Annotated in this window: 16 protein-coding genes; 11 read left to right on the forward strand and 5 right to left on the reverse strand. The window is 61.3% G+C overall.

Annotated elements, in window-relative coordinates:
- Nucleotides 1–18: 18 nt before the first annotated feature.
- The gene (gene cobN, locus KBY99_RS01885; RefSeq protein ID WP_254996992.1) at nucleotides 19–3,747 is read right to left on the reverse strand and encodes a cobaltochelatase subunit CobN; all 3,729 of its coding nucleotides are present in this window, start codon (nucleotides 3,745–3,747) and stop codon (nucleotides 19–21) included.
- A gap of 85 nt (nucleotides 3,748–3,832) precedes the next feature.
- On the opposite strand from cobN, the gene KBY99_RS01890 reads away from it, so the two are divergent.
- From KBY99_RS01890 to KBY99_RS01900, 3 genes are read left to right on the forward strand one after another with little or no spacing between them, the layout of a single operon-like run.
- On the forward strand, nucleotides 3,833–4,750 hold the full coding sequence (locus KBY99_RS01890; RefSeq protein WP_254997264.1) for a branched-chain amino acid transaminase: 918 nt from the start codon (nucleotides 3,833–3,835) through the stop codon (nucleotides 4,748–4,750).
- A 5-nt stretch (nucleotides 4,751–4,755) separates the two neighbouring features.
- Nucleotides 4,756–8,418 carry a methionine synthase gene (gene metH / locus KBY99_RS01895; protein WP_254996993.1) on the forward strand — a complete coding sequence of 1,221 codons (3,663 nt, stop codon included), beginning with the start codon at nucleotides 4,756–4,758 and terminating at the stop codon, nucleotides 8,416–8,418.
- Between the two features lie 49 nt (nucleotides 8,419–8,467).
- Nucleotides 8,468–8,740, forward strand: a complete 273-nt coding sequence (locus KBY99_RS01900) for a DUF4090 family protein (RefSeq protein WP_254931395.1) — start codon at nucleotides 8,468–8,470, stop codon at nucleotides 8,738–8,740.
- 3 nt (nucleotides 8,741–8,743) lie between these two features.
- Here KBY99_RS01900 and KBY99_RS01905 read toward each other — a convergent pair whose 3' ends face one another.
- Nucleotides 8,744–8,971, reverse strand: a complete 228-nt coding sequence (locus tag KBY99_RS01905) for a hypothetical protein (protein WP_106501778.1) — start codon at nucleotides 8,969–8,971, stop codon at nucleotides 8,744–8,746.
- A gap of 199 nt (nucleotides 8,972–9,170) precedes the next feature.
- On the opposite strand from KBY99_RS01905, the gene KBY99_RS01910 reads away from it, so the two are divergent.
- Nucleotides 9,171–9,554, forward strand: coding sequence for a DUF2237 family protein (locus tag KBY99_RS01910; RefSeq protein ID WP_254942036.1), 384 nt, complete (start codon nucleotides 9,171–9,173; stop codon nucleotides 9,552–9,554).
- Nucleotides 9,555–9,562: 8 nt separating this feature from the next.
- Here the strand turns inward: KBY99_RS01910 and KBY99_RS01915 are convergent, their stop codons facing one another.
- A complete protein-coding gene (locus KBY99_RS01915; protein ID WP_254996994.1) occupies nucleotides 9,563–10,318 on the reverse strand; it encodes an SDR family NAD(P)-dependent oxidoreductase in 756 nt (251 codons plus the stop codon).
- A gap of 33 nt (nucleotides 10,319–10,351) precedes the next feature.
- Here KBY99_RS01915 and KBY99_RS01920 point away from each other — a divergent pair, with 33 nt between their 5' ends.
- From KBY99_RS01920 to KBY99_RS01940, 5 genes are all read left to right on the forward strand, one after another.
- The gene (locus KBY99_RS01920; RefSeq protein ID WP_254996995.1) at nucleotides 10,352–11,326 is read left to right on the forward strand and encodes an NAD(P)H-dependent glycerol-3-phosphate dehydrogenase; all 975 of its coding nucleotides are present in this window, start codon (nucleotides 10,352–10,354) and stop codon (nucleotides 11,324–11,326) included.
- A complete protein-coding gene (locus tag KBY99_RS01925) occupies nucleotides 11,323–12,255 on the forward strand; it encodes a PhzF family phenazine biosynthesis protein (protein WP_254996997.1) in 933 nt (310 codons plus the stop codon). The genes KBY99_RS01920 and KBY99_RS01925 overlap by 4 nt, the downstream gene beginning before the upstream one ends.
- Before the next feature lie 95 nt (nucleotides 12,256–12,350).
- A complete protein-coding gene (locus KBY99_RS01930; RefSeq protein WP_254996999.1) occupies nucleotides 12,351–13,328 on the forward strand; it encodes a SpoIID/LytB domain-containing protein in 978 nt (325 codons plus the stop codon).
- Complete coding sequence (locus tag KBY99_RS01935; protein WP_254997000.1) at nucleotides 13,318–14,157, forward strand: ATP adenylyltransferase; 840 nt, start codon at nucleotides 13,318–13,320, stop codon at nucleotides 14,155–14,157. The genes KBY99_RS01930 and KBY99_RS01935 overlap by 11 nt, the downstream gene beginning before the upstream one ends.
- A gap of 95 nt (nucleotides 14,158–14,252) precedes the next feature.
- Nucleotides 14,253–15,053: a sigma-70 family RNA polymerase sigma factor gene (locus KBY99_RS01940; RefSeq protein WP_254997002.1), complete on the forward strand. Its 801-nt coding sequence runs from the start codon at nucleotides 14,253–14,255 to the stop codon at nucleotides 15,051–15,053.
- On the opposite strand, the gene KBY99_RS01945 is transcribed toward KBY99_RS01940, so the two are convergent.
- On the reverse strand, nucleotides 15,001–15,195 hold the full coding sequence (locus tag KBY99_RS01945) for a sigma factor SigF (RefSeq protein WP_254997004.1): 195 nt from the start codon (nucleotides 15,193–15,195) through the stop codon (nucleotides 15,001–15,003). The two genes, KBY99_RS01940 and KBY99_RS01945, sit on opposite strands and share 53 nt — an antisense overlap.
- A gap of 307 nt (nucleotides 15,196–15,502) precedes the next feature.
- On the opposite strand from KBY99_RS01945, the gene KBY99_RS01950 reads away from it, so the two are divergent.
- Together KBY99_RS01950 and KBY99_RS01955 are read left to right on the forward strand one after the other, a co-directional pair.
- Nucleotides 15,503–17,032, forward strand: a complete 1,530-nt coding sequence (locus tag KBY99_RS01950) for a DUF3370 family protein (protein WP_254997265.1) — start codon at nucleotides 15,503–15,505, stop codon at nucleotides 17,030–17,032.
- Nucleotides 17,033–17,034: 2 nt separating this feature from the next.
- Nucleotides 17,035–18,093, forward strand: a complete 1,059-nt coding sequence (locus KBY99_RS01955) for a DnaJ domain-containing protein (protein WP_254997006.1) — start codon at nucleotides 17,035–17,037, stop codon at nucleotides 18,091–18,093.
- Nucleotides 18,094–19,002: 909 nt separating this feature from the next.
- On the opposite strand, the gene KBY99_RS01960 is transcribed toward KBY99_RS01955, so the two are convergent.
- A complete protein-coding gene (locus tag KBY99_RS01960) occupies nucleotides 19,003–19,497 on the reverse strand; it encodes an allophycocyanin subunit alpha-B (protein ID WP_254997007.1) in 495 nt (164 codons plus the stop codon).
- Between the last annotated feature and the right edge of the window lie 98 nt (nucleotides 19,498–19,595).

Here is a 19,595-nt window from a genome sequence, read left to right on the forward strand (position 1 = left end):
CAAGTTGGCTTGGTTGCCTTAGCGCTGCTCAATCAGACTTTCGCTATCAAGAACCAGCTGGCGCAACTGCCCCAGCTGGTTTTTTTGTGCCCCTTCCCAGAGGCCCCTGTTGTGGGCTTCCAGTAGCCGTTCGGCCATGTCGCGCAGGGCCCAGGGATTGCTCTGCACCAGAAAATCACGCACTGTCTGATCCCCGAGCCACTGGTCGCAGATGGCGCCGTAGCCCCAGTCGGGGACTCGGCCGGTACTGGCGTCGTAGGCAAACAAATAATCGAGGCTGGCAGCCATTTCGAAGCCGCCTTTGTAGCCATGGCCTTTCATCGCTTCGATCCAGCGGGGGTTGAGCACGCGGCTGCGCAGCACCTTGTCAAATTCCCGCTCCAGCCGGTGCAGCCGGGGCCTGGCAGCTCGGGAATGGTCGCCAAACCAAAGTGCCGGGCGCTGCCCTGAGACCCGCTCCACCGCTGCACTTAAGCCTCCCTGAAACTGATAGTAGTCGTCGGAATCGAGCAGATCGTGCTCCCGGTTGTCCTGGTTGTGCAACACCACCTGCACCGCCTTGAGCCGCTGCTCCAGGCCGCTCCGGTCGGCCTGGGCTTCGATGCCAGCCTGCCCAGAAGCCCCGGCCTGGCTGTCGTAACGCCAGCTGCTCCAGTTCAAAAAAGCCTCGCCCAGGTCAGCCCGCTCCTCCCAGTGGCCGCTGTCGATCAGGCCCTGCAGTCCTGCTCCGTAGGCGCCTGGCGCTGAGCCGTAGACGCGGGCGCTGGTGCCTTCGCGGCGATAGGCAGCGGCGAGGGGGTTGTCCGCCTCTGGTTCGTTTAGGGCGGCTACCAGTTCAGTGGCCCGGTTGACCCACCCCACCAGTTGGGGGAAGGCGTCGCGGAACAGTCCTGAGATACGCAGGGTCACGTCCACCCGCGGACGGCCCAGCAGGCTCAGGGGAATCACCTCCAGATCCACCATGCGGCGGGTTGGTCCATCCCAAACCGGTCGCACGCCAAGTAGGGCCAGGGCCTGGGCGATGTCCTCGCCGCCATTGCGCATCGTTGCCGTGCCCCAAACCGATAGGGCCAAGCTGCTCAGGTGCTCCCCCTGTTCCTGAAGGTGCAGTTCCAGCAGCAATTCGGCGCTGCGTCGGCCCAGGTCCCAGGCCGCTTCAGTGGGTAGCCCGCGCAGGTCGACGCTGTAAAAATTGCGCCCTGTCGGCAGCAGATCTGGTCGGCCGCGGGTGGGTGCTCCGGATGGTCCTGCGGCAATGCGCTCCCCCTCCAGGCCCCGCAGGAAAGCCTGCCGCTCGGCGCGGCCGCAGGCCAGTAGGGGGGGCATCAGGGCCTGGCGCAGGTGCATCAGCGCCTGCTGCAGCCTGGGTCCAGGTGATGGCGAAGGCTGGGCTTGGCTTTGTTGCACGCCGGCCAGCTCCTGCTCCACCAGGGTCAGAGCTTGCGCCTCCAACAGCGCTACCCCATCTCCCACCAGGCGCGGTAGCTCGCCGCCAAAGGCGCCCTGGAGCCGTTGCTGGTCTGCCTGGCCCAGGGGCGTGCTGTCTTCATCACCCCAGGGGTCAAAGCTGAGTTGGAGGTCTTGCGCCAGGGCCTGGGTGAGGCCGGGTTGCCCAGCCAACGGACAGCGGGCCAAACAGAGCAGCAGCTCCGCCAGGCGACCGGGCTCCGGCAGGGTGCCGAAGGTGTGGAGCCCCAGGCGGATCTGGGCCTCCTTGAGCTCGCAGAGGTAGCCATCGGCAGCATCAAGCCGGCTATCAAGCTCCGCTGCGCTACCGAGCGGCAGTTCCATACTCTCGAGCTCCTTGGCCAGGGTCTGGCGCAGGGGACCGGCCCGTTCACTGCCGAGCTGACAGGCTTCCCAATACTCATCCAGCAAAACCTCAAGTCGCTGCAGCGCCCCATACAGGCCCGCCCGCCCCAGGGGCGGTGTCAGGTGATCGAGGATCACCGCCTGGCTGCGCCGCTTGGCCTGGGAGCCCTCCCCGGGATCGTTGACGATGAAGGGATATAGGTGTGGCAGCGGCCCTAGGGCCCACTCTGGAAAACAGCTGGCGGACAGCCCCAATCCCTTGCCAGGCAGCCATTCCAGGTTGCCGTGCTTGCCCACATGCACCACCGCATGGGCGCCAAACTCCAGGCGCAGCCAGAGGTATTGGGCTAGGTAGGCGTGGGTGGGGGGCAGGTCCGGGCTGTGATAGCTGAGGGCCGGATCCCTGTCGTAACCGCGGTCGGGCTGGATCAATACGCTCACATGCCCCAGCTGCAAGCCCCGGATCGGGAAGCCGGGTACAGCTCCGGCGGCGCTAACCAGAGCCACATCGAGTTCGGGCGGTCCCCACACCGCCTCGAGCCTTTGGCGGCCCTCGCTGGGGAGACAGGCATACCAATCCTGGTATGTGGCAAGGGGCAGCAGGGTCAGGGCGGGTCGGTGCTCGCTTTCAGGATCGTTGCTGCGTCCTGCCAGCAGCATCTGGATCAGGGCCTCGCCATCGACAGGTACTGGGTCCTGCAACTTGTAGCCAGCCCCGCCTAGCCACTGCAACATCAAGGCTGTTGAGGCCGGCGTATCGAGTCCAACTCCATTGGCGAGACGGCTGTTGCGGGTTGGGTAATTGGCCAGGACAAGCGCCACGCGGCGTTCGGCAGCTGGGGTTTGGCGCAGCCGGATCCAGTTGGCACAGAGCTGGGCGATCCAGGTCAGCCGTTCCGGATCCGGTTGGTAGCGCTGCAGGGCCGAAGCCAGACGCTCGCTGGCGCCCACGGTCTCCTTAAAGGCGCCAATGCGGGTAGTGAGCCGCCCGTCCAACTCTGGCAAGGCCACTTGGAGGGTGAGGTCGGTCGGGCCTAAGCCGATGCTGCTGGTCTGCCAGCGGCTGCGGGGCTGGCTACTGCAAAGCAGCTGCAGCACAGGCACACCAAGTTGCTCCCATAGCGGCGCCCCTAGGCCGGCCTCCTCAAACTGCACTGAGGCAAAGGAGGTGCTGCACAACACGGCCTGGACTCCTTCCCGCTGCAGCAGGTCGGCCACGCCCCGCTGCACCGCCCCATCCCGTAGACCGCTTACCCACAGCGCCCGCGGGCACAGTCCTGCCTGGCGCAGGGCCTGCAGGGTGGCTTCCATCAGGGCCAGGTCACCGGCCTGCAGTAGGGCCCGATAGGCGATCACGCCTACGCGAGGGCCTTGCTCCTGCTGCCAATCATGGGGCAGTGGATCGGCGAGGGGCTCGGCCCGTGGCGGCGCTGGGGACCGACCTTCAAGGAGACCCTGCAAAGCCTGCAGCACCTGGCGCAGGTTGGCGGGTCCCCCCTCCCGCAGACAGCGGGCCAAGCCGATTGCTAATTCAGGGGCGACGGTGCCCAGCCCCGCCAGCACCTGCTCCTCATCGGCCGTGCCAGCCAGTATGAGCAATTGGCGCTCTGGGGCTGAGCCTGCCCAGCTCTGGAGCTGCTCCAAGCCATAACTCCAGTGACCCCTGCCCCCCAGTAACCGCACAACCACCAGCCGGGCGTGGCGCACCGTGGAATTGAGGTAGTGGTCGATCTGGGCCGGGTGGGCCAGGGCCGCCAGGTTTAGGCCGCGCAGCTCCGCTGGTAGCAGCTGAGGTTCCCGCTCAATCAATTGGTCAATGGCCAGCAGGTCGGTATCGGCACTGCTGAGTAGCAGCACAGGCGCGGCAGGCTGCTCCACCAGCGCGCCGATATCGGCTGCTGCTCCTCCCCCAGGTACCGATGCCAAGCGATGCATCGCCCCATCCTGCTTGCTGCGGTGAGAAGATCGGTTGATCTCGGCCACAGGCCGCCGCGCCAGCACCGCCCGCTACGCCCTCACCATGCACCAGTTCCTGCCCTACGCCTGGTTCGGTGGCCGATGCGTGCCCTTTGCCGAAGCCACCCTGTCGGTGGCCACCCACGCCCTCCACTACGGCACTGGAGCCTTTGGCGGCATGCGGGCCCTGCCCAATCCCAGCGACCCGGCTGAGATCCTGCTTTTCCGCGCCGATCGCCACACCCGCCGCCTCAGTCAGAGTGCCCGGCTGCTGCTCACTGAGCTACCCGAAGAAACCATTCACGACGCGATCGTGGCCTTCTTGCGGGCAAATAAACCAACCTGCCCGGTTTATTTGCGCCCGTTTGTGTACACCAGTGATCTGGGTATCGCACCCCGGCTGCACAACATTGAGACCGACTTTCTCATCTACGGACTGGAGCTGGGCGACTACCTCTCCCCTGAGGGTGTGAGTTGCCGCATCTCCTCCTGGACCCGCCAGGAAGACCGCTCCCTGCCCCTACGCGGCAAGATCAGTGGCGCCTACATCACCAGCTCCCTGGCCAAGACAGAAGCTGTAAAAAGCGGTTTTGATGAGGCTTTGCTACTTAACAGTCGCGGCAAGGTGAGTGAAGCCAGCGGCATGAATCTTTTTATTGTTCGAGATGGCGTTCTTATCACCCCCGGGGTTGATCAGGACATTCTTGAAGGCATCACCCGGGCCAGCGTGCTGGAACTTGCCCAGGCCATGGGCATCCCCACCCTTGAGCGTCCGGTCGATAAGAGCGAGCTGTTTGTGGCTGATGAAGTATTCCTCAGTGGCACCGCCGCCAAGGTCACCCCGGTGCGCCGGGTGGAGACCACCGACATGCCTGGCCATCGGCCGGTAATGACCGCGATTCGTGAGCGCCTTACGGCAATCACGGAAGGGCGCGATTCCGCCTATGACCACTGGGTGACCCGGATTCGCGTAGACGGTTGATCAACATGACTGCGGCAGTAGCACCCCAGCCGGTTCAGCGAATCGGCTTTCTAGATCGCTTGCATGGGCCTGAGCGGCCGGTGCTGGTGTTCGACGGTGCCACAGGCACCTCGTTGCAGCAGATGGATCTAGGCCCCGATGATTTCGGCGGCGCTGCCCTTGAGGGCTGCAATGAAAATCTTGTTTTCACCCGCCCCGATGCGGTGCAGGCAGTGCATCGCCTGTTTTTGGAGGCGGGCTGCGATGTGATCGAAACCGACACCTTCGGGGCCACCTCGCTGGTGCTGGCCGAATACGACATCGCCGACCATACCTTTGCCCTCAACAAGAGGGCGGCAGAGCTGGCCCGCGAAGTGGCGGCTGCCTACTCCACCCCTGAGAAGCCACGCTTCGTGGCTGGCTCCATGGGGCCAACCACGAAGCTGCCGACCCTGGGCCACATCGACTTCGACACGATGAAGGCATCTTTTGCTGAGCAGGCCGAAGGGCTGCTGGCGGGAGATGTTGACCTATTTATTGTCGAGACCTGCCAGGACGTGCTGCAGATCAAGGCGGCCCTGCAGGGCATTGAGGACGCCTTCGCCAAGACCGGCCAGAGGCGGCCGTTGATGGTGAGCGTGACGATGGAGACCACCGGCACAATGTTGGTCGGCTCCGATATAGCTGCTGTGGTGGCGATCCTGGAGCCATTCCCGATTGATGTGCTGGGGCTCAACTGCGCCACTGGACCGGAGCAGATGAAGGAGCACATCCGCTATCTGAGCGAGCACAGTCCATTTGTGGTGAGCTGTATCCCCAATGCAGGGCTGCCAGAAAATATCGGCGGGGTAGCCCACTACCGCTTGACACCGCTCGAAATGAAGATGCAGTTGCTGCACTTCGTTGAAGATCTAGGCGTGCAGGTGATCGGTGGCTGCTGCGGCACCACCCCTGCCCACATCGCCGCATTGACCGAGTTGGCAGCCGAGTTGCATCCAGCTGCACGACCGGTGCGCACCCCCCTGACCCAGCACGCACGTCCCCTGCTGCAGGGTGAGCCTGCTGCGGCCTCGATCTACAGCACCACGCCATACCACCAGGACAATTCCTTCCTGATCATTGGTGAACGGCTTAACGCCAGCGGCAGCAAGAAAGTGCGCGAGCTGCTAGCTGAGGAGGATTGGGATGGCCTAGTGGGAGTGGCGCGGGGTCAGGTTAAGGAGAACGCCCACGTGCTCGACGTCAACGTCGATTACGTCGGTCGCGATGGTGAACGGGACATGCATGAGTTGGTGAGCCGTCTCGTCACAAACGTCAACCTGCCGTTGATGCTTGATTCCACCGAGTGGCAGAAGATGGAGGCCGGGCTCAAGGTGTCCGGTGGTAAATGCATCCTCAACTCCACCAACTACGAAGATGGTGATGAGCGTTTCTTCAAGGTGCTGGAGCTGGCCAAGGCCTATGGCGCCGGGGTGGTCGTGGGCACCATCGATGAAGAGGGAATGGCACGCACAGCGGAGCGCAAATTTGCTATTGCCCAGCGCGCCTACCGAGACGCGGTTGAGTTTGGAATTCCTGCTCACGAGATTTTCTACGACCCCTTAGCCCTACCGATATCCACGGGAATTGAGGAAGATCGGCTCAATGGTGCGGCCACGATTGAGGCTATCCGCCGCATTCACACCGACTTGCCAGGGGTGCATGTGGTGCTGGGCGTCAGCAACGTGAGTTTCGGCCTGTCGCCGGCCTCCAGGATTGTGCTCAATTCGGTATTTCTGCACGACTGCTGCGAAGCCGGTATGGATGCGGCGATCATTAGCCCTGCCAAGATTCTGCCCCTGGCAAAGATCAGTCCAGAGCATCAGCAGGTGTGCCGCGATCTGATCTACGACCGGCGTCGCTTCGAGACCAATGAGCCGGGTTCTATTTGCAGCTACGACCCTCTCACCGTGCTCACCACCTTGTTTGAAGGGGTGAGCGCTAAAGAGGCCAGGGCCTCAGGCCCCTCTCTCGCCGACCTGAAGGTGGAGGAGCGTCTCAAGCAGCACATCATTGATGGTGAGCGAATCGGTCTTGATGCCTCCCTAAACGAAGCGCTTGCTACTTACCCGCCACTGCAGATCATTAACACCTTTTTGCTCGACGGTATGAAAGTAGTGGGCGAGCTCTTTGGCTCCGGCCAGATGCAGTTGCCCTTCGTATTACAGAGCGCCGAAACCATGAAGGCGGCAGTAGCCCATCTCGAGCCCCACATGGAAACGGCCGAGGGAGAGAGCTCGGCCAAGGGTAAATTCCTGATCGCCACCGTAAAAGGCGATGTGCATGATATCGGCAAAAATCTTGTAGATATTATTCTCACCAACAACGGCTATGAGGTTGTCAATCTAGGTATCAAGCAAAGCTGCGAAGCTATAATCGATGCCCAGCAGCAGCATCAGGCCGACTGCATTGCCATGAGCGGTCTACTTGTGAAGTCTACGGCCTTCATGAAAGACAATCTAGAAGCCTTTAATCAGGCTGGTATTGCTGTGCCGGTAATACTTGGCGGAGCAGCACTTACGCCTAGGTTTGTCAATGGTGATTGTCGGGCCGCCTATCAAGGTCAAGTTATCTACGGCCGCGACGCATTTGCCGATCTCCGTTTTATGGACGCCCTGATGGAGGCAAAAGCAGGCGGTGTCTGGGACGACCTACGGGGTTTCCTTGGACCGATTCCGGAGGGGCTTGGCATCGTTTCTCCCGAGACCCCCGCAGAAGAGCCTGCCAAGGCGGATGGGGTAAGAGAAGCCGTAGCTATTTCCCCTACAGAAGTCACTGTCAGCGTTGAACCAAATGATCAGCGCTCTACGGCTGTGGCCGAAGAGAGCGCCCTTGAGCCACCCTTTTGGGGTAGCCAGATTTTGACTGAGCAGGAGATCGACCTGCAGGAAGTATTCGCTTACCTAGATCGCAACGCCCTATTTGCAGGCCAGTGGCAGCTGCGTAAGACCCAGCAGCAGAGCCGCGAAGACTACGAAGCAATGCTGGTCGAGAAGGCGGAGCCCGTTCTGGATCAATGGATGGCGCGCTGTCTCGAGGAGGGCCTGCTTTCACCCCGGGTGGCCTACGGCTATTTCCCTTGCGGCCGTAGTGCCAACGCCGTGGTCTTGTTTGACCCAGCTAAGCGCCAGCAACAATTAGGTCGCTTTGAGCTGCCCCGCCAGCGCTCAGGCAACCGCTATTGCATCGCTGATTTCTACCGAGATCTCGCAATCGCAGCCGATGGCTCGTCGCTGCCAACTGATGTGTTGCCGATGCAGGCCGTAACCATGGGCGAAGGCGCCACCAGCTTTGCCCAGCAGCTTTTCAAAGCCGATCAATACACCGATTACCTCTATTTCCATGGACTTGGAGTCCAGATGGCTGAGGCTCTGGCCGAATGGGTGCATGCGCGCATCAGGCGTGAGCTTGGCTTTGCTGATCCCACCGCGATGCCGCTGCGCGACGTGCTGGCCCAGCGCTATCGCGGTAGCCGCTACTCCTTTGGCTATCCCGCCTGTCCAAACGTGGCCGACTCCCGCCAGCAGCTCGCCTGGCTCGGTGCCGAGCGGATTGGTATGTCGATGGATGAGAGCGACCAACTCGAACCAGAGCAGAGCACCACTGCCCTGGTGGCCCTACATACCCAAGCTCGATACTTCTCAGCCTGAGCAGGGGGGCGGCGGCTTCTAGCCTGACCAATCACCTTGCAAAACGGCTATGGCCATTGCCGGACCTGGCGGCGTTGATGCCGCAATCGCCTCGGGCATCGACCTGGATGGCACCCCGATCCCCTCCGAGATGATCGCTCTCTACACGGAGGTGATGGATCTGGAAAGCCAGCGGGCCCGCAGCGGTGTCAAAAAATCGATGCGCAATCGCATCGTCAAGACAGGTTCGAAGCATTTCGACCAAGCCAGCCTCGATGCCCGGCTTAAGGCCGCCGGATGGGATGGCTTGAAAGCTAAGGAGATTGCTTTTTTCTACTCCTGAGCTCTAGCTGCAAAGGTCTTCGAGGGCGTCGATCACCTCCTGCTGAAACTCCTCCAGGTTGGAGGAGTCGCTCAGGTCGATGCCTTCGCCGGCGGCGTTCTGGGTGAGTTCCTGGAAATGGAAAGCCCCTTCGCCGTGGGCGAGGAATTCCATGGCGGAGGGTTCACCGCTTTCTTTGTACGCATCGCAGAGGGCCAGAAAGGCCGCGTCTTCGGTGAATTCCCAGCTCATGAAGGGGGCCGCGCTGAAAGACAGGGTGAACGCGCTCTTCGACCTTTAACGCCTCCCCCCCGGAATCCGTCAACTACCCAGCCCAACTTTGTGCGGGTGTGTTGCCTTTCGCATAGCTCTGAAGCTTGTCGTCAGCCCAGTGCTGCAACCTCCGAACTGCCTGGCCAGACTGGAGCCATCCACATTTTCCCCGGTTCCCGTGAGCGATTCCAGCCAGCCAGCTTCCGCTTCGCTAAACGTGCTGGGTGAACCCTTGGTGGTGTGCGGCTGCCAACCAATGACAGGTTGGTTCCGCGACGGTCATTGCCGCACCAATGCCGCCGACCTGGGTCGTCACAGCGTCTGCTGTGTGGTTAGCGATGCCTTCCTGCGCTACAGCCAGGCCCAGGGAAACGACCTCAGCACCCCGGCGCCCGCCTATGGCTTCCCCGGTCTCAAGCCTGGAGACCATTGGTGTGTGTGTGCGCCGCGCTGGCTTGAGGCCTACGAGGACGGCATGGCACCACCTGTGCGCCTAGAGGCCACGGAGGATTCCGCTCTGGAGGTGATTTCTTTAGCAATCCTGCAAGCAAACGCTGCTTGATTTGAGAGCTACCAGGCGATTTGCTGCCCATCCCAGGCCCAGAAATGCCCAGTCTGTTGGGGCCCAAGCACCGCTAATACGTCGAGCAGCTGCTGAGCAGCGCGCTCTGGGCTGAACAACCGATCTGGCGGCACACCGGCCTGGAAGGGGGCGGAGAGGCCCGTGGCCGTGGTTCCGGGGTGGAGCAGGCTCACACACCCCTTTGGCTTTCTGCGAGCCCATTCCAGGGCCAGGGTGCGCAGCATCTGATTTTGGGCAGCCTTGGCGGCCCGATAGGAATACCAGCCCCCGAGTTGGTTGTCGCCGATGCTCCCCACCCGGGCCGAAAGGCTGGCGAAATGAAATGGGTCTGCGGGGCTAAACAGGGATTCGATCGCCTGGGCCAGCAGCAGGGGCGCAAAGGCATTCACCGCAAAGCTGAGCTCTAGGGCCTGGCGATTCACCTGACTGAGGCGCTTTTCCGGTTGGAGCAGGGGCCCATGCAGCAGGCCGGCCGTGTTGATCACCAGCCGAAGGGGGGGGCGATTTTCAAAGCTTGCTGCCAACCCCGAGAGGCTGGAGTCGTCGGTGAGATCCAGCGGTAAAAACCCGACCTCTCGCCACAGGGGATCCCCAGGCAATCGCCAGTCCTGGCGTGAGGCTCCCACAAGCTGCAGCCCCGGGGCGATTCGGCCCAGCTCCTGGAGCAGGGCCTGGCCGATGCCGCCACACCCCACCACTAGGCCTGTGCCATGCCAGTCCTGCCAGGGCGAAGTTGAGCTCATTGCCACAAAAATTCCAGAGCTGAAGCCGCACCCATGGGCCTGCCGCATGATGGCAGTGCCTACCTGCCTGCTGCTTCGGAGTCGATGGGCATTCGCATCGCCGTGTTGGGCCTGGGGGCTTGGGGGCAGACCCTGCTTGAGCGCTGGGGTCAGCAAGGTCACATCGTCACGGGTTGGTCCCGGCGCTCTGGCAGCAGTCCGGTGGACCTGCTTGCCAACCAGGATCTCGTGGTTTCGGCGGTAGCCATGGCAGGGGTCCAGCCCCTGGCTGAGCAGCTGGCTCCCCATTGGCCCACTGGACTGCCGTTATTGAGCTGCAGCAAGGGGTTGGATCTCCAGCTGCTGGCAACTGCCACCCAGCTCTGGTCAAACCAGTTGGCGGATGCCCCCTTGCTGGTGCTGAGTGGGCCGAATCTGGCAACCGAGGTGCGCCAAGGGCTACCTGCGGCCAGCGTGATCGCAGCTGCGGATCAGGATCTAGCCCGCCGCTTTCAGCAGCAGCTCAGCGACACTTCGCTGCGCCTGTACACAAACACAGATCCGATTGGCACCGAGGCCGCAGGGGCACTCAAAAACGTTATGGCAGTGGCCGCCGGCATCTCCGATGGTCTGGCTTTAGGTGCGAACGCCAAAGCATCCCTGCTCTGCCGGGGCTTAGCCGAAATTGGCGTGGTGTTGGAGGGTTTAGGCGGTGCCACCAGCACTCTCTACGGCCTGGCTGGCTTGGGTGATTTGTTGGCTACCGCCAACAGCAGCCTCAGCCGTAACTATCGCTGCGGCGTGCTTCTGGCCGAGGGCTGCAGCGAGCAGCAGGCAAGCGAGCGCATCTCAGCAACCGTTGAGGGCCCTCGCACGGCACGAGCGGCTCTGCAGCTCGCCAGCCGCAGAGGCTGGCATCTGCCGATCTGTGAGCAGGTTGTGCTGGTGCTCGAAGGTCGCACCACCCCTGCCGCCGCCGTCAAGGCTCTGATGGAGCGCGATCTGCGGCCGGAGCGGCAGCAAGCATGACCTTTCCCGGATCTGCGGTAACGCCACTTGTCTCCCTGCCAGCTGTGCTGGTTGAGGCTTTTGCTGACGGACCCTGTTGCGGCAACGGTGCGGCCGTGGTGCAGCTACATCAGCCCATGGGCGATGGCGCACTGCAGGCCATTGCCCGCAGTCTCAACCAGTCTGAGACTGCTTTTTTGCTGCAGCAGCAAGGCCGCTGGACCCTGCGCTGGTTCACCCCCAGCTGCGAAGTCCCCCTCTGCGGCCATGCAACACTCGCCGCCCTGCTGGCCTTGGGCCACTGGCAGCAGCTGGCGCCCGGCGGGGGATTGGAGCTGTTCACCCGCAGTGGCCCCTTGGCGGTAGCCCTTGATGCCAGCGGCAGCTCAGGGCAGCTGGTGCTGCCTAGCGCCGGTCTGCTGCCGGCCGAGCCATCGCCACCGCTGATCCGGTTGCTGCATGAGCGACTAGGGGTGTCACCCCTGGCCTGCTGGAGCTCAGGCCTCGGCTATCGGGTGGCCTTGCTAGCGCCAGAGGCAGCGCTGGCCCAGTTGCCTGGCCTGGCTTCGGAATTAGAGGGTCCTGATCGGGGCGGCTTGGTGTTGATGCAGGCCATCGAGAAGGTATCGATGGACGACCTTCCCTCCGTGCTTGGACGGCCAGCCGACTACCAGCTGCGTTTCTTCGCTCCAGGACTTGGCATTGATGAGGATCCGGTTACTGGATCTGCCCACGCTCTTGTTGCGCCTTTTTGGCTCGATCGCCTAGGCCGCAGCTCCGTAGTGGGTTGGCAGTGCTCGCCGCGGCCGGGGGGGATGGTGTGCGATGGCGCTTCTTCGGGCATGATCCGACTTAGCGGTTCGGGCCACCTCCTTTGGAACGGCACATTGCGGGTGCAGGCCGATGGCTCCGGAGCCGACTCCTGGGCCTCCCTGGCCGTCTGCGCCTGAATCAGGGACTACTCCAGAACACAGGGCTACTCCAGAACAGAGGTCTTCTCCAGGCAAGAAGACTTCATCTGCATGGTCTCTTCAGCCGGAGACTGATGCTGGCTGGCCCCATGGCCGTTGTGGCCGTGGCGGTGGGATTTGCGGCCCAGGGCCTGGCTCCCCGCCCCTATGGGGCCGCCCAGGGCGAGTTGCTGGATGCACTTATTGATACGCCGCCCCCGGCGCAAGACACCACTACCGCAGCTGAGCAATTGCGTCGTCTCGAGGCGCGCCGGGCCACCCCTCAAGCCACTGCCACTGCCACTGCCACTTCCACTGCCACTTCCACTTCCAGCCTCGGCCTGGCTGAGCCCGAAGCGGGTCCGGGAGTCGATCTGGAAATCCGCGTCGCCCTGCTTGGCGCCGGCACCAACCCCGATCTCTCCGCCAGCGGAGCCTGGCAGGTTGTCAGCCGAGACGGCCAGCTGCTCCAACAGGGCGGCGCTGGCAGTTCGGTGAACCTAAATCAACTCTGGCTCCAGGGCCCAGAAGCCTGGCTGCAGGCCAGTGGGAGCTCCGTACTGGTCAACGGCCGCCCCTATGGAGGGCGCCTACGTCTGATTCCGGAGAGTGGCGGGCTCAGGGTGGTCAATCACGTTGGTCTGGAGACCTACATCGGTGCCGTGGTTGGAGCTGAGATGCCTAGCAGCTGGTCGTTAGAGGCTCTGCGGGCCCAGGCCGTAGCCGCCCGCTCCTATGCCCTCGCCCACATGGCTCGCCCAGCCAACCGTCACTGGCATCTTGGTGACACAACCCGTTGGCAGGCCTACAAGGGCCTCTCCAGCAGCAACGAACGCACCCGCCAGGCTGCCGCTAGCACCGCAGGCATGATCCTCAGCTATCAGGGCGCCATCGTGGAAAGTCTTTATGCCGCCAACCGCCAGATATCCCTGGAAGCCCATGGCCATCTCGGCGCAAGCATGAGCCAGCACGGCGCCCAGGATCTGGCTATGCAGGGCTATCGCTACAACCAGATTCTTGGTCACTATTACCAGGGAGCATCTCTGGCCCGCCTCAAGGCTGGTGCGAGCTGAGCGCATCTGGCAGCTGGCGCTGCAGTTATCCAGCCAGGCGCAGGCCAGCGGCTCCTTGGTTCCCCTAGCTACCGAGGTCCTGGCGGCCCCGCAGCACCAGCCATTTGTGTTGCGGCGTTTGCTGAGCACCACCCCCAAACACCTACGCCGTGATGGCCCCAAGCCGAATCCTTTTTTGCCCTGGGAGCAAGCTCTGGAAGTTGAACGGCTCAGCAGCGGCCATGTGGTGCTGCTCAACAAATATCCAGTGCAGGCGGGCCATCTGCTCCTGATCACGGACTCCTGGCAGCCGCAATCCGGCTGGCTTTCTGCTGACGACTGGCGCGGGGTTTCGCTCCTGGCCAGTGACACCGGTGGGCTGTGGTTCTTCAACAGTTGTGCCGCCTCTGGCGCCAGCCAGCCCCACCGGCATCTTCAGCTGCTGCCCCGCCGCGCTGGCGAGGCCAGCACACCCCTGTCTGCGTCAATCCAAGCTCAGCTGGATAGGGGCGAGCGCCCCTGGCCCTGGGCCTATCGGCTGAGTCGCCGCACAGATGCCCCCGGGGATAGGGATCTACCCGCCCTTTACCTGGAGCATGCCGAGCAGCTGGGACTTGGCCATCCCCACCAGGACGCCCAGCCCAGGCACCCATACAACCTGCTCTTTGACGACAACTGGCTGCTCACCGTGCGGCGCACCCAGGAACATTGCGCTGGCTTCAGCCTCAATGCCCTTGCCTTTGCTGGCTATCTGCTGGCCACGGAAAGGTCCGATCTCGAGTTGCTGGAGCGAGAGGGGCCTTGGTCCTTACTGCAGTCGGTTGCCGCTGCCCCCGAAAAGCACCTGTGATCAAGGTTCCGTAATTTTTCGGTTGCGCAATAGGGCCCCGTCGCGGCTGGTTGGAAAGGAAGGGAACAAAAACCCCGCCAACCGAACTTCAGCCCATGACCCAATCGATCAAAACCAAATCCCTCTGCCGCCGTGCCCTGCAACAACGCAACCAGCGGGTGAACCAGTACTGCGGTCTGGTTACCCCAATTGCTGTGCACTACTGCCGCCGCTGTCCGGAGCCCCTCGACGACCTGGTTCAGGTGGGTCTGATGGGCCTGCTACGAGCCGCTGAGCTCTATCAACCACAAACAGCAACTCCTTTCGAGGCCTTTGCCAGACCCCACATCCGGGGCGCCATCCTGCACTACCTGCGCGATTCGGCATCGGCCGTGCGGTTACCGCGCCGGCAGATGGAGCTGCACGACAAGCTGCGCCAACTGAAGGCCAGCTGGAGCAGTGGCCATGGGCAGGAGCCCAGCGCCGAAGATCTGCGACTAGCTCTGCAGCTCAGCCTTGAGCAATGGCAAGAACTGCTACGTGGTCAAGCCCTAGCCAGGCCTCTGGATCTGGAGACTGGCTATGAGGAAACCAGACTTCACGAGGGTTGGAGCGGCAGCCCCTCGGAATCTGGATTCACCGGGGCGGATGACTGGGAGTATCAGGGAGCTGAAGTGCGTCAGCAACTTGCTTGCCTTGAGCCGGGATTACGTCGTGTGATCCAGAAGGTAGTGCTCTCGGGCTGGAGCTACCGGCGCACGGCAGCCCTGCTTCAGGTGAGTCCGATGACCGTGCAGCGGAGGCTCAAGCAGGGCCTGGCACAGATGCGTGCCGCCCTGCTCAATGCAGACGCGTTCTCAAGCCTCAGCTGCCAGCCGAGGCCGCATCCCGCTCCATCTGTCGCTCCAGCGTGCTGATCGAGGCATTCACGGCTGCCAGCTGGCGTTCCACACCGTCCCGCCAGAACTGCAGCATGCGCAGCTTGCGCTCTTGATGACGCCTCCAGCTACCAGCACCACCGTCATCAACGCTGCCACAGCAGCCCAGGCCGGGAGGCATGAGAAAGTGGGAAAGTTCCTAAAGGTTCTAGCGAGCCTGACGGGCTTGCCGAGTGTTGTGTTTCTCCCCCAGCGATGGCCCCGAAACACCCTTCGGTCAGTTCCATTCCCAGCCCCTGTACGAGCTCTCAATCTGGGTTTGCAACCAACTGCCCGTCATACCCTTTTGGAGTGGGGCCATTGCACTCAAACCCAACACCCTGATTACCAGATTTCCGTTGCGGCCGATCAAACTGCTGATAGCAGCTGCCCTGGGCGCTCCCCTCGGCCTGTTGCAGGCGCTGCCAGCGGCCGCTTACGTGGCTCTGATGGCGGGACAACAGGCCCGTCCCCTAAATGGCACCTTCAACAAGGTGCCGGTTCTGCACTCGAACCAGCCGGAGGAGGTTGAAGGCCCCGGGATCCTGATCAGCACAGCGCCGGGGTATGCCTACGCCGAAGAGACTGGCCAGCCCTTGCGCAACGCCGAATTCACCTTCAACGGTGATTTTGGGGTGCACATGCACCACAAGTACTTCCCCCCCAACCGCCGCCAGCTATCCCGCTCTGGTAGGCGTCCAGAACTCACCCTAGGGCTGATTCTGATCAATCCCGGAATGCGGGCAGTACACATCCGCTTTGAAACCGGTGCAGTACGCAACAGCTTTGAGGCGCCCTATCTTGTCAATTACAAGATGGGAGTAAGGCCTCTCGGGCCTCGCCCTTGGAATACCGGTCCTGGAGATGCAACCGCTGTGCAGGTTCTACGCGGTCGTCTAGATCCAAAACTTGATCAGGAAATTACTATTCCTGCCCGCAGCCGCATTGTGCTATTTCAGACCCAGCTGCCTGCGCTTGGCATTGCTAACGCCTTGTTGAAAGGTAATAGTGATGGACCTTTTCAGATGGCTGTTGTTGCTGGGAAAGAACCTAATAGCGACTGGGATCTAATCGCTATTTTGGATCGGGGACGGCTTGCTCCGGGCAGGGTCTACCTGAACCGCATCGCTGACATCAATGGCCGCCGAATTTTCTCCCGTGTGGGAGGTGTTGCCATAGGTGATACTTATCAAGCCACCCTGAACCATAATCTCGCTCAGCAAGGTCCATTACATTTTCCGCTAACGAGCACTAACCGCCATAATTTCGGCACCCGCGAGGCGCAGGTTAATCCACTCGTCAGTCGCATGGTGGATTCATCCCTAGATAATGTTGGCACCTACGGCGTTCGATTTGATGTCGATCTAAATCTCAAGGGAGCTGGCCCCTATGAGCTGGTTCTCAGCCATCCCACCGCTTCAGGCACTGGTAAACCTTTCACCGCCTTCAGGGGATCATTGCAAGTACGCACTGAGGAAGGGCTTCAAGAAATGCACGTAGGCATGCGCTCTGGCCAAAGCTTGCCCCTCACCTCTTTGAATCTTCGTGGAGGTGTATCCAACCCAGTTCGAATCAGCTTGGTTTATCCGGCCGATGCCACCCCTGGTCACCTACTCAGCATCGTGCCAGCTAGTCAGGTCGCCATGGTGCAGGAGCGACAGCGTTTGCTTGAGTTGGCTCGCAACACAGCCTCCCCCGCGGCGATGACGCCCCCCCAGTCCCTGCCTGCTATTCCAGATCAAGATCGTGATGGTCAGGATGGTCAGGATGGATCAGAATTAATGGCCCCGTTGGTGTTGCCGCCACGTTTCCCCAGCTTGCCGCCCCTCAGAGCAAATCCGCTGCCGCCACCGCCAATTTATCAGCCGCGTTATTCCCCCAACCAAACTTCAACCCCTGGGAATAAAAGCTTGGTTGATCGCTACCAGCAGGCTCTGGAAGCGCAGCAGGAAATGATGCGCGACCTTATTGGCCGTTAGGCATGGCTAAGCCGGCGGACCCCAATCGTCGCCGCTTCAGTCTGGAGCTGCCCGTCGATTTGCTCGACAAAATTGATGCGCTTAGGGCTGAGTGGGGCATCCGCAGTCGCGGAGATATTTTGGAGCGTCTGCTACAAGAGATCTTCCCAGCTACTGAGGAAGCTGAGACCTCTGTTCTGGCCGACGCCGGCAAAAACCAGCCTGATGGCTTTGTTAGCGAACAAATCAGCCTGGAATCAACCTTCAACGAACAGGGGGCTTTGGTGTTGATGACCCGGGGCTCCGGGGGAGACCTATGCCTGGATCGGGAATCAGCTGATCGTGAATTTGCCTTCGACTTCGATGTTGATGCGTCGATGGCAGCGGAAGTGCGTCCTCGTCAGAGCGGCATTGACCTACCTGGCTTTGTGAGGCGCCAATCTGACCAGCTCAAGCGCAGTCTGCAGCCCTTACGCCAACCCATGGATCTGGCGCAAGAACCCCTCCCCCATGTAGGAGGTGATGTGCTCGAACGCTCCCTGGCCAGAGCCCGCGACCACTGGCTTGAGCTCTACGGCAAGGTTGCCAATGAGGCGGTGCTGGAAGCCGCAATGGTGTGGTTGGCGCAGGACATTTGGGGCCAGAGTGATCAAAGTGAGGGCCGCCCTTTTACTTGGTCGCTTGCCTGCGATGTGGTGGCCAATACGGCTCCCAGTTGGGGCAGGGAGCCCGCAACTTTTGAGCGAGTCATGGTGATGGCAGGTTTGCTGGAGGATCCCTTCAGCACGTCAACCTTGGAGCTCCGCTTACCAACGCTGATCAGGCGCTTTGTTCATCGTTTCCGCAAGCGACGTAAGGGCACCTCGTTCCAGACCCTGGAACACACCATGACCCTGCATGGAGCCTTGAAGCTGCTGCAACTGCCAACGGCGCCGGGTCAGCGTCTCACCCTGCGACAGATACGGGAGGCTTACCGCGAGTTAGCGATGAGCCATCACCCCGACTCTGGCGGCACGGAAGAAACCATGCGGCGCCTAAACGAGGCCTACCAGCTACTGAAAGAGCTCTACCGCAACGAATAGACTCGTATACTGCATCTCATCTGGGACGCTTTATTAGTCTTGTATTAATTCTTGGACGAGACAAGCGATCTACGGCTTCCTTGCGCGCATCATCATTGCAAGCCACAACGGTTTGATATCCCGGATGCTGGACGGAAAGCTGCTTATCTTTCTCGCCTGAGATTCATGATTGGTCTCCTTAAGGGTCTTGCCTGAGCGGAATTGGATTCTGTATTCTTGGCCTAAGCAGCCTGGTCTTGCTATAAGACTACTAATCAGTCTTGGATGAGATAGCTGAGGCATAAGCCAGTGAGCTTTGCTCCCTGGTTGATGGCATCTAATTGGGCTTATTCCCAATTTTTCCGTATTTCTGCCTGCATCTCCTTGGGCGCTATGGGTTCCCTCGGACTGCCACGCCTCGAAGTCGTTTCATTGATTGCTTGTTGTTGTGGCCGGATGACGGCCTGAATAGCTTGTCCAGCCATCTCAGCTGGTCTGGTCCAGATCATCCGTCTCGCTTCAGAGTCGTTGCAGCAGCACACTCGGAAGTCTTGCGTCACTGTGTCATACACAGGTACGCAAGCTCTCAGGGCCATGCAAGAGGCTTGCCGAGGCTTCGGAACTTGCTGGCCCGAGAGGGGGGTCGAGCAGCTGGCCGAGCAGCTTGCCAATAGGATGATCAGCTATCTCATCTTGGATTTAAATATAGACTATGTTTGCGTCTAGAGTGAGACTTTTGGCAAGGGCGTTGGCTGAGGTGCACGGTCCCTCCGGCAGTTATCAAAACTTGAGCTTCGGCCTACCGCTCAATCTGTGCGAGCAGCCTGTGATTCTCTTGCGTCCCAATCAGGACGCATTAATAGTCCAATAAAAAGACCTGGACGAGACAAGCGCTCCTCCAGGTCATGGTTTTGGTTGGGATGGTCTGAATCAGGTGCTGGTTTGCATACCCTGGATCAGAAAGTCGAAGTAAGGGCCCGCAAGGGATGCCTGGTCTGTGCTCAACAGGGCTAGCGAGGCCTCCTTCATAGTGCGCATTGCATCCACCATGCCTGGCATGGGTACGCCGAGGCTGTTGTACATCTCACGGGCACCAACCAGGCCAATCTGTTGAATCATTTCGGTGCTACCGGCGAGAACGCCGTAGGTCACCAGGCGCAGATACCAGCTGTAGTCGCGCAGGCACTGGGCCCGCTGCTTTTGGCCGTAGGCATTGCCACTGGGGGCCACGTAGTCGGGGTTGCGCTGGAAGAGCTGCTTGGCCGACTCATCAACAATTTTTTTCTCGTTGTCGGTAAGAACCCGAACAACCGCCAGCCTTTCGGCTCCCCGGCTGAGGTACTCCACCATGGAGCGCAACTCGCCGCCACTGGGATACCGCAGCTGATCATCAGCCTGAAGGATCAGATCCCGAACGACGCTCATCGCAGCGACCACACGTGTCCATCACTGTATCTACTCCTCAGCAAGATCACCGTGCCCCGCCGCAAGGTGTAACGCCCCTTTGCACGGCGTAGGGTGAA

This window comes from Cyanobium sp. Maggiore-St4-Cus (genome assembly GCF_024345615.1).
Classification (GTDB): Bacteria; Cyanobacteriota; Cyanobacteriia; order PCC-6307; family Cyanobiaceae; genus Cyanobium_A; species Cyanobium_A usitatum.

Bases quoted from the DNA above. Each gene is read 5' to 3' on its own strand.
- cobN (WP_254996992.1), bottom strand. From the start codon at position 3,747: ATGCATCGCTTGGCATCGGTACCTGGGGGAGGAGCAGCAGCCGATATC.
- KBY99_RS01890 (WP_254997264.1), top strand. From the start codon at position 3,833: ATGCACCAGTTCCTGCCCTACGCCTGGTTCGGTGGCCGATGCGTGCCC.
- metH (WP_254996993.1), top strand. From the start codon at position 4,756: ATGACTGCGGCAGTAGCACCCCAGCCGGTTCAGCGAATCGGCTTTCTA.
- KBY99_RS01900 (WP_254931395.1), top strand. From the start codon at position 8,468: ATGGCCATTGCCGGACCTGGCGGCGTTGATGCCGCAATCGCCTCGGGC.
- KBY99_RS01905 (WP_106501778.1), bottom strand. From the start codon at position 8,971: ATGAGCTGGGAATTCACCGAAGACGCGGCCTTTCTGGCCCTCTGCGAT.
- KBY99_RS01915 (WP_254996994.1), bottom strand. From the start codon at position 10,318: ATGAGCTCAACTTCGCCCTGGCAGGACTGGCATGGCACAGGCCTAGTG.
- KBY99_RS01920 (WP_254996995.1), top strand. From the start codon at position 10,352: ATGGGCCTGCCGCATGATGGCAGTGCCTACCTGCCTGCTGCTTCGGAG.
- KBY99_RS01925 (WP_254996997.1), top strand. From the start codon at position 11,323: ATGACCTTTCCCGGATCTGCGGTAACGCCACTTGTCTCCCTGCCAGCT.
- KBY99_RS01930 (WP_254996999.1), top strand. From the start codon at position 12,351: ATGCTGGCTGGCCCCATGGCCGTTGTGGCCGTGGCGGTGGGATTTGCG.
- KBY99_RS01940 (WP_254997002.1), top strand. From the start codon at position 14,253: ATGACCCAATCGATCAAAACCAAATCCCTCTGCCGCCGTGCCCTGCAA.
- KBY99_RS01945 (WP_254997004.1), bottom strand. From the start codon at position 15,195: ATGCCTCCCGGCCTGGGCTGCTGTGGCAGCGTTGATGACGGTGGTGCT.
- KBY99_RS01950 (WP_254997265.1), top strand. From the start codon at position 15,503: ATGGCGGGACAACAGGCCCGTCCCCTAAATGGCACCTTCAACAAGGTG.
- KBY99_RS01955 (WP_254997006.1), top strand. From the start codon at position 17,035: ATGGCTAAGCCGGCGGACCCCAATCGTCGCCGCTTCAGTCTGGAGCTG.
- KBY99_RS01960 (WP_254997007.1), bottom strand. From the start codon at position 19,497: ATGAGCGTCGTTCGGGATCTGATCCTTCAGGCTGATGATCAGCTGCGG.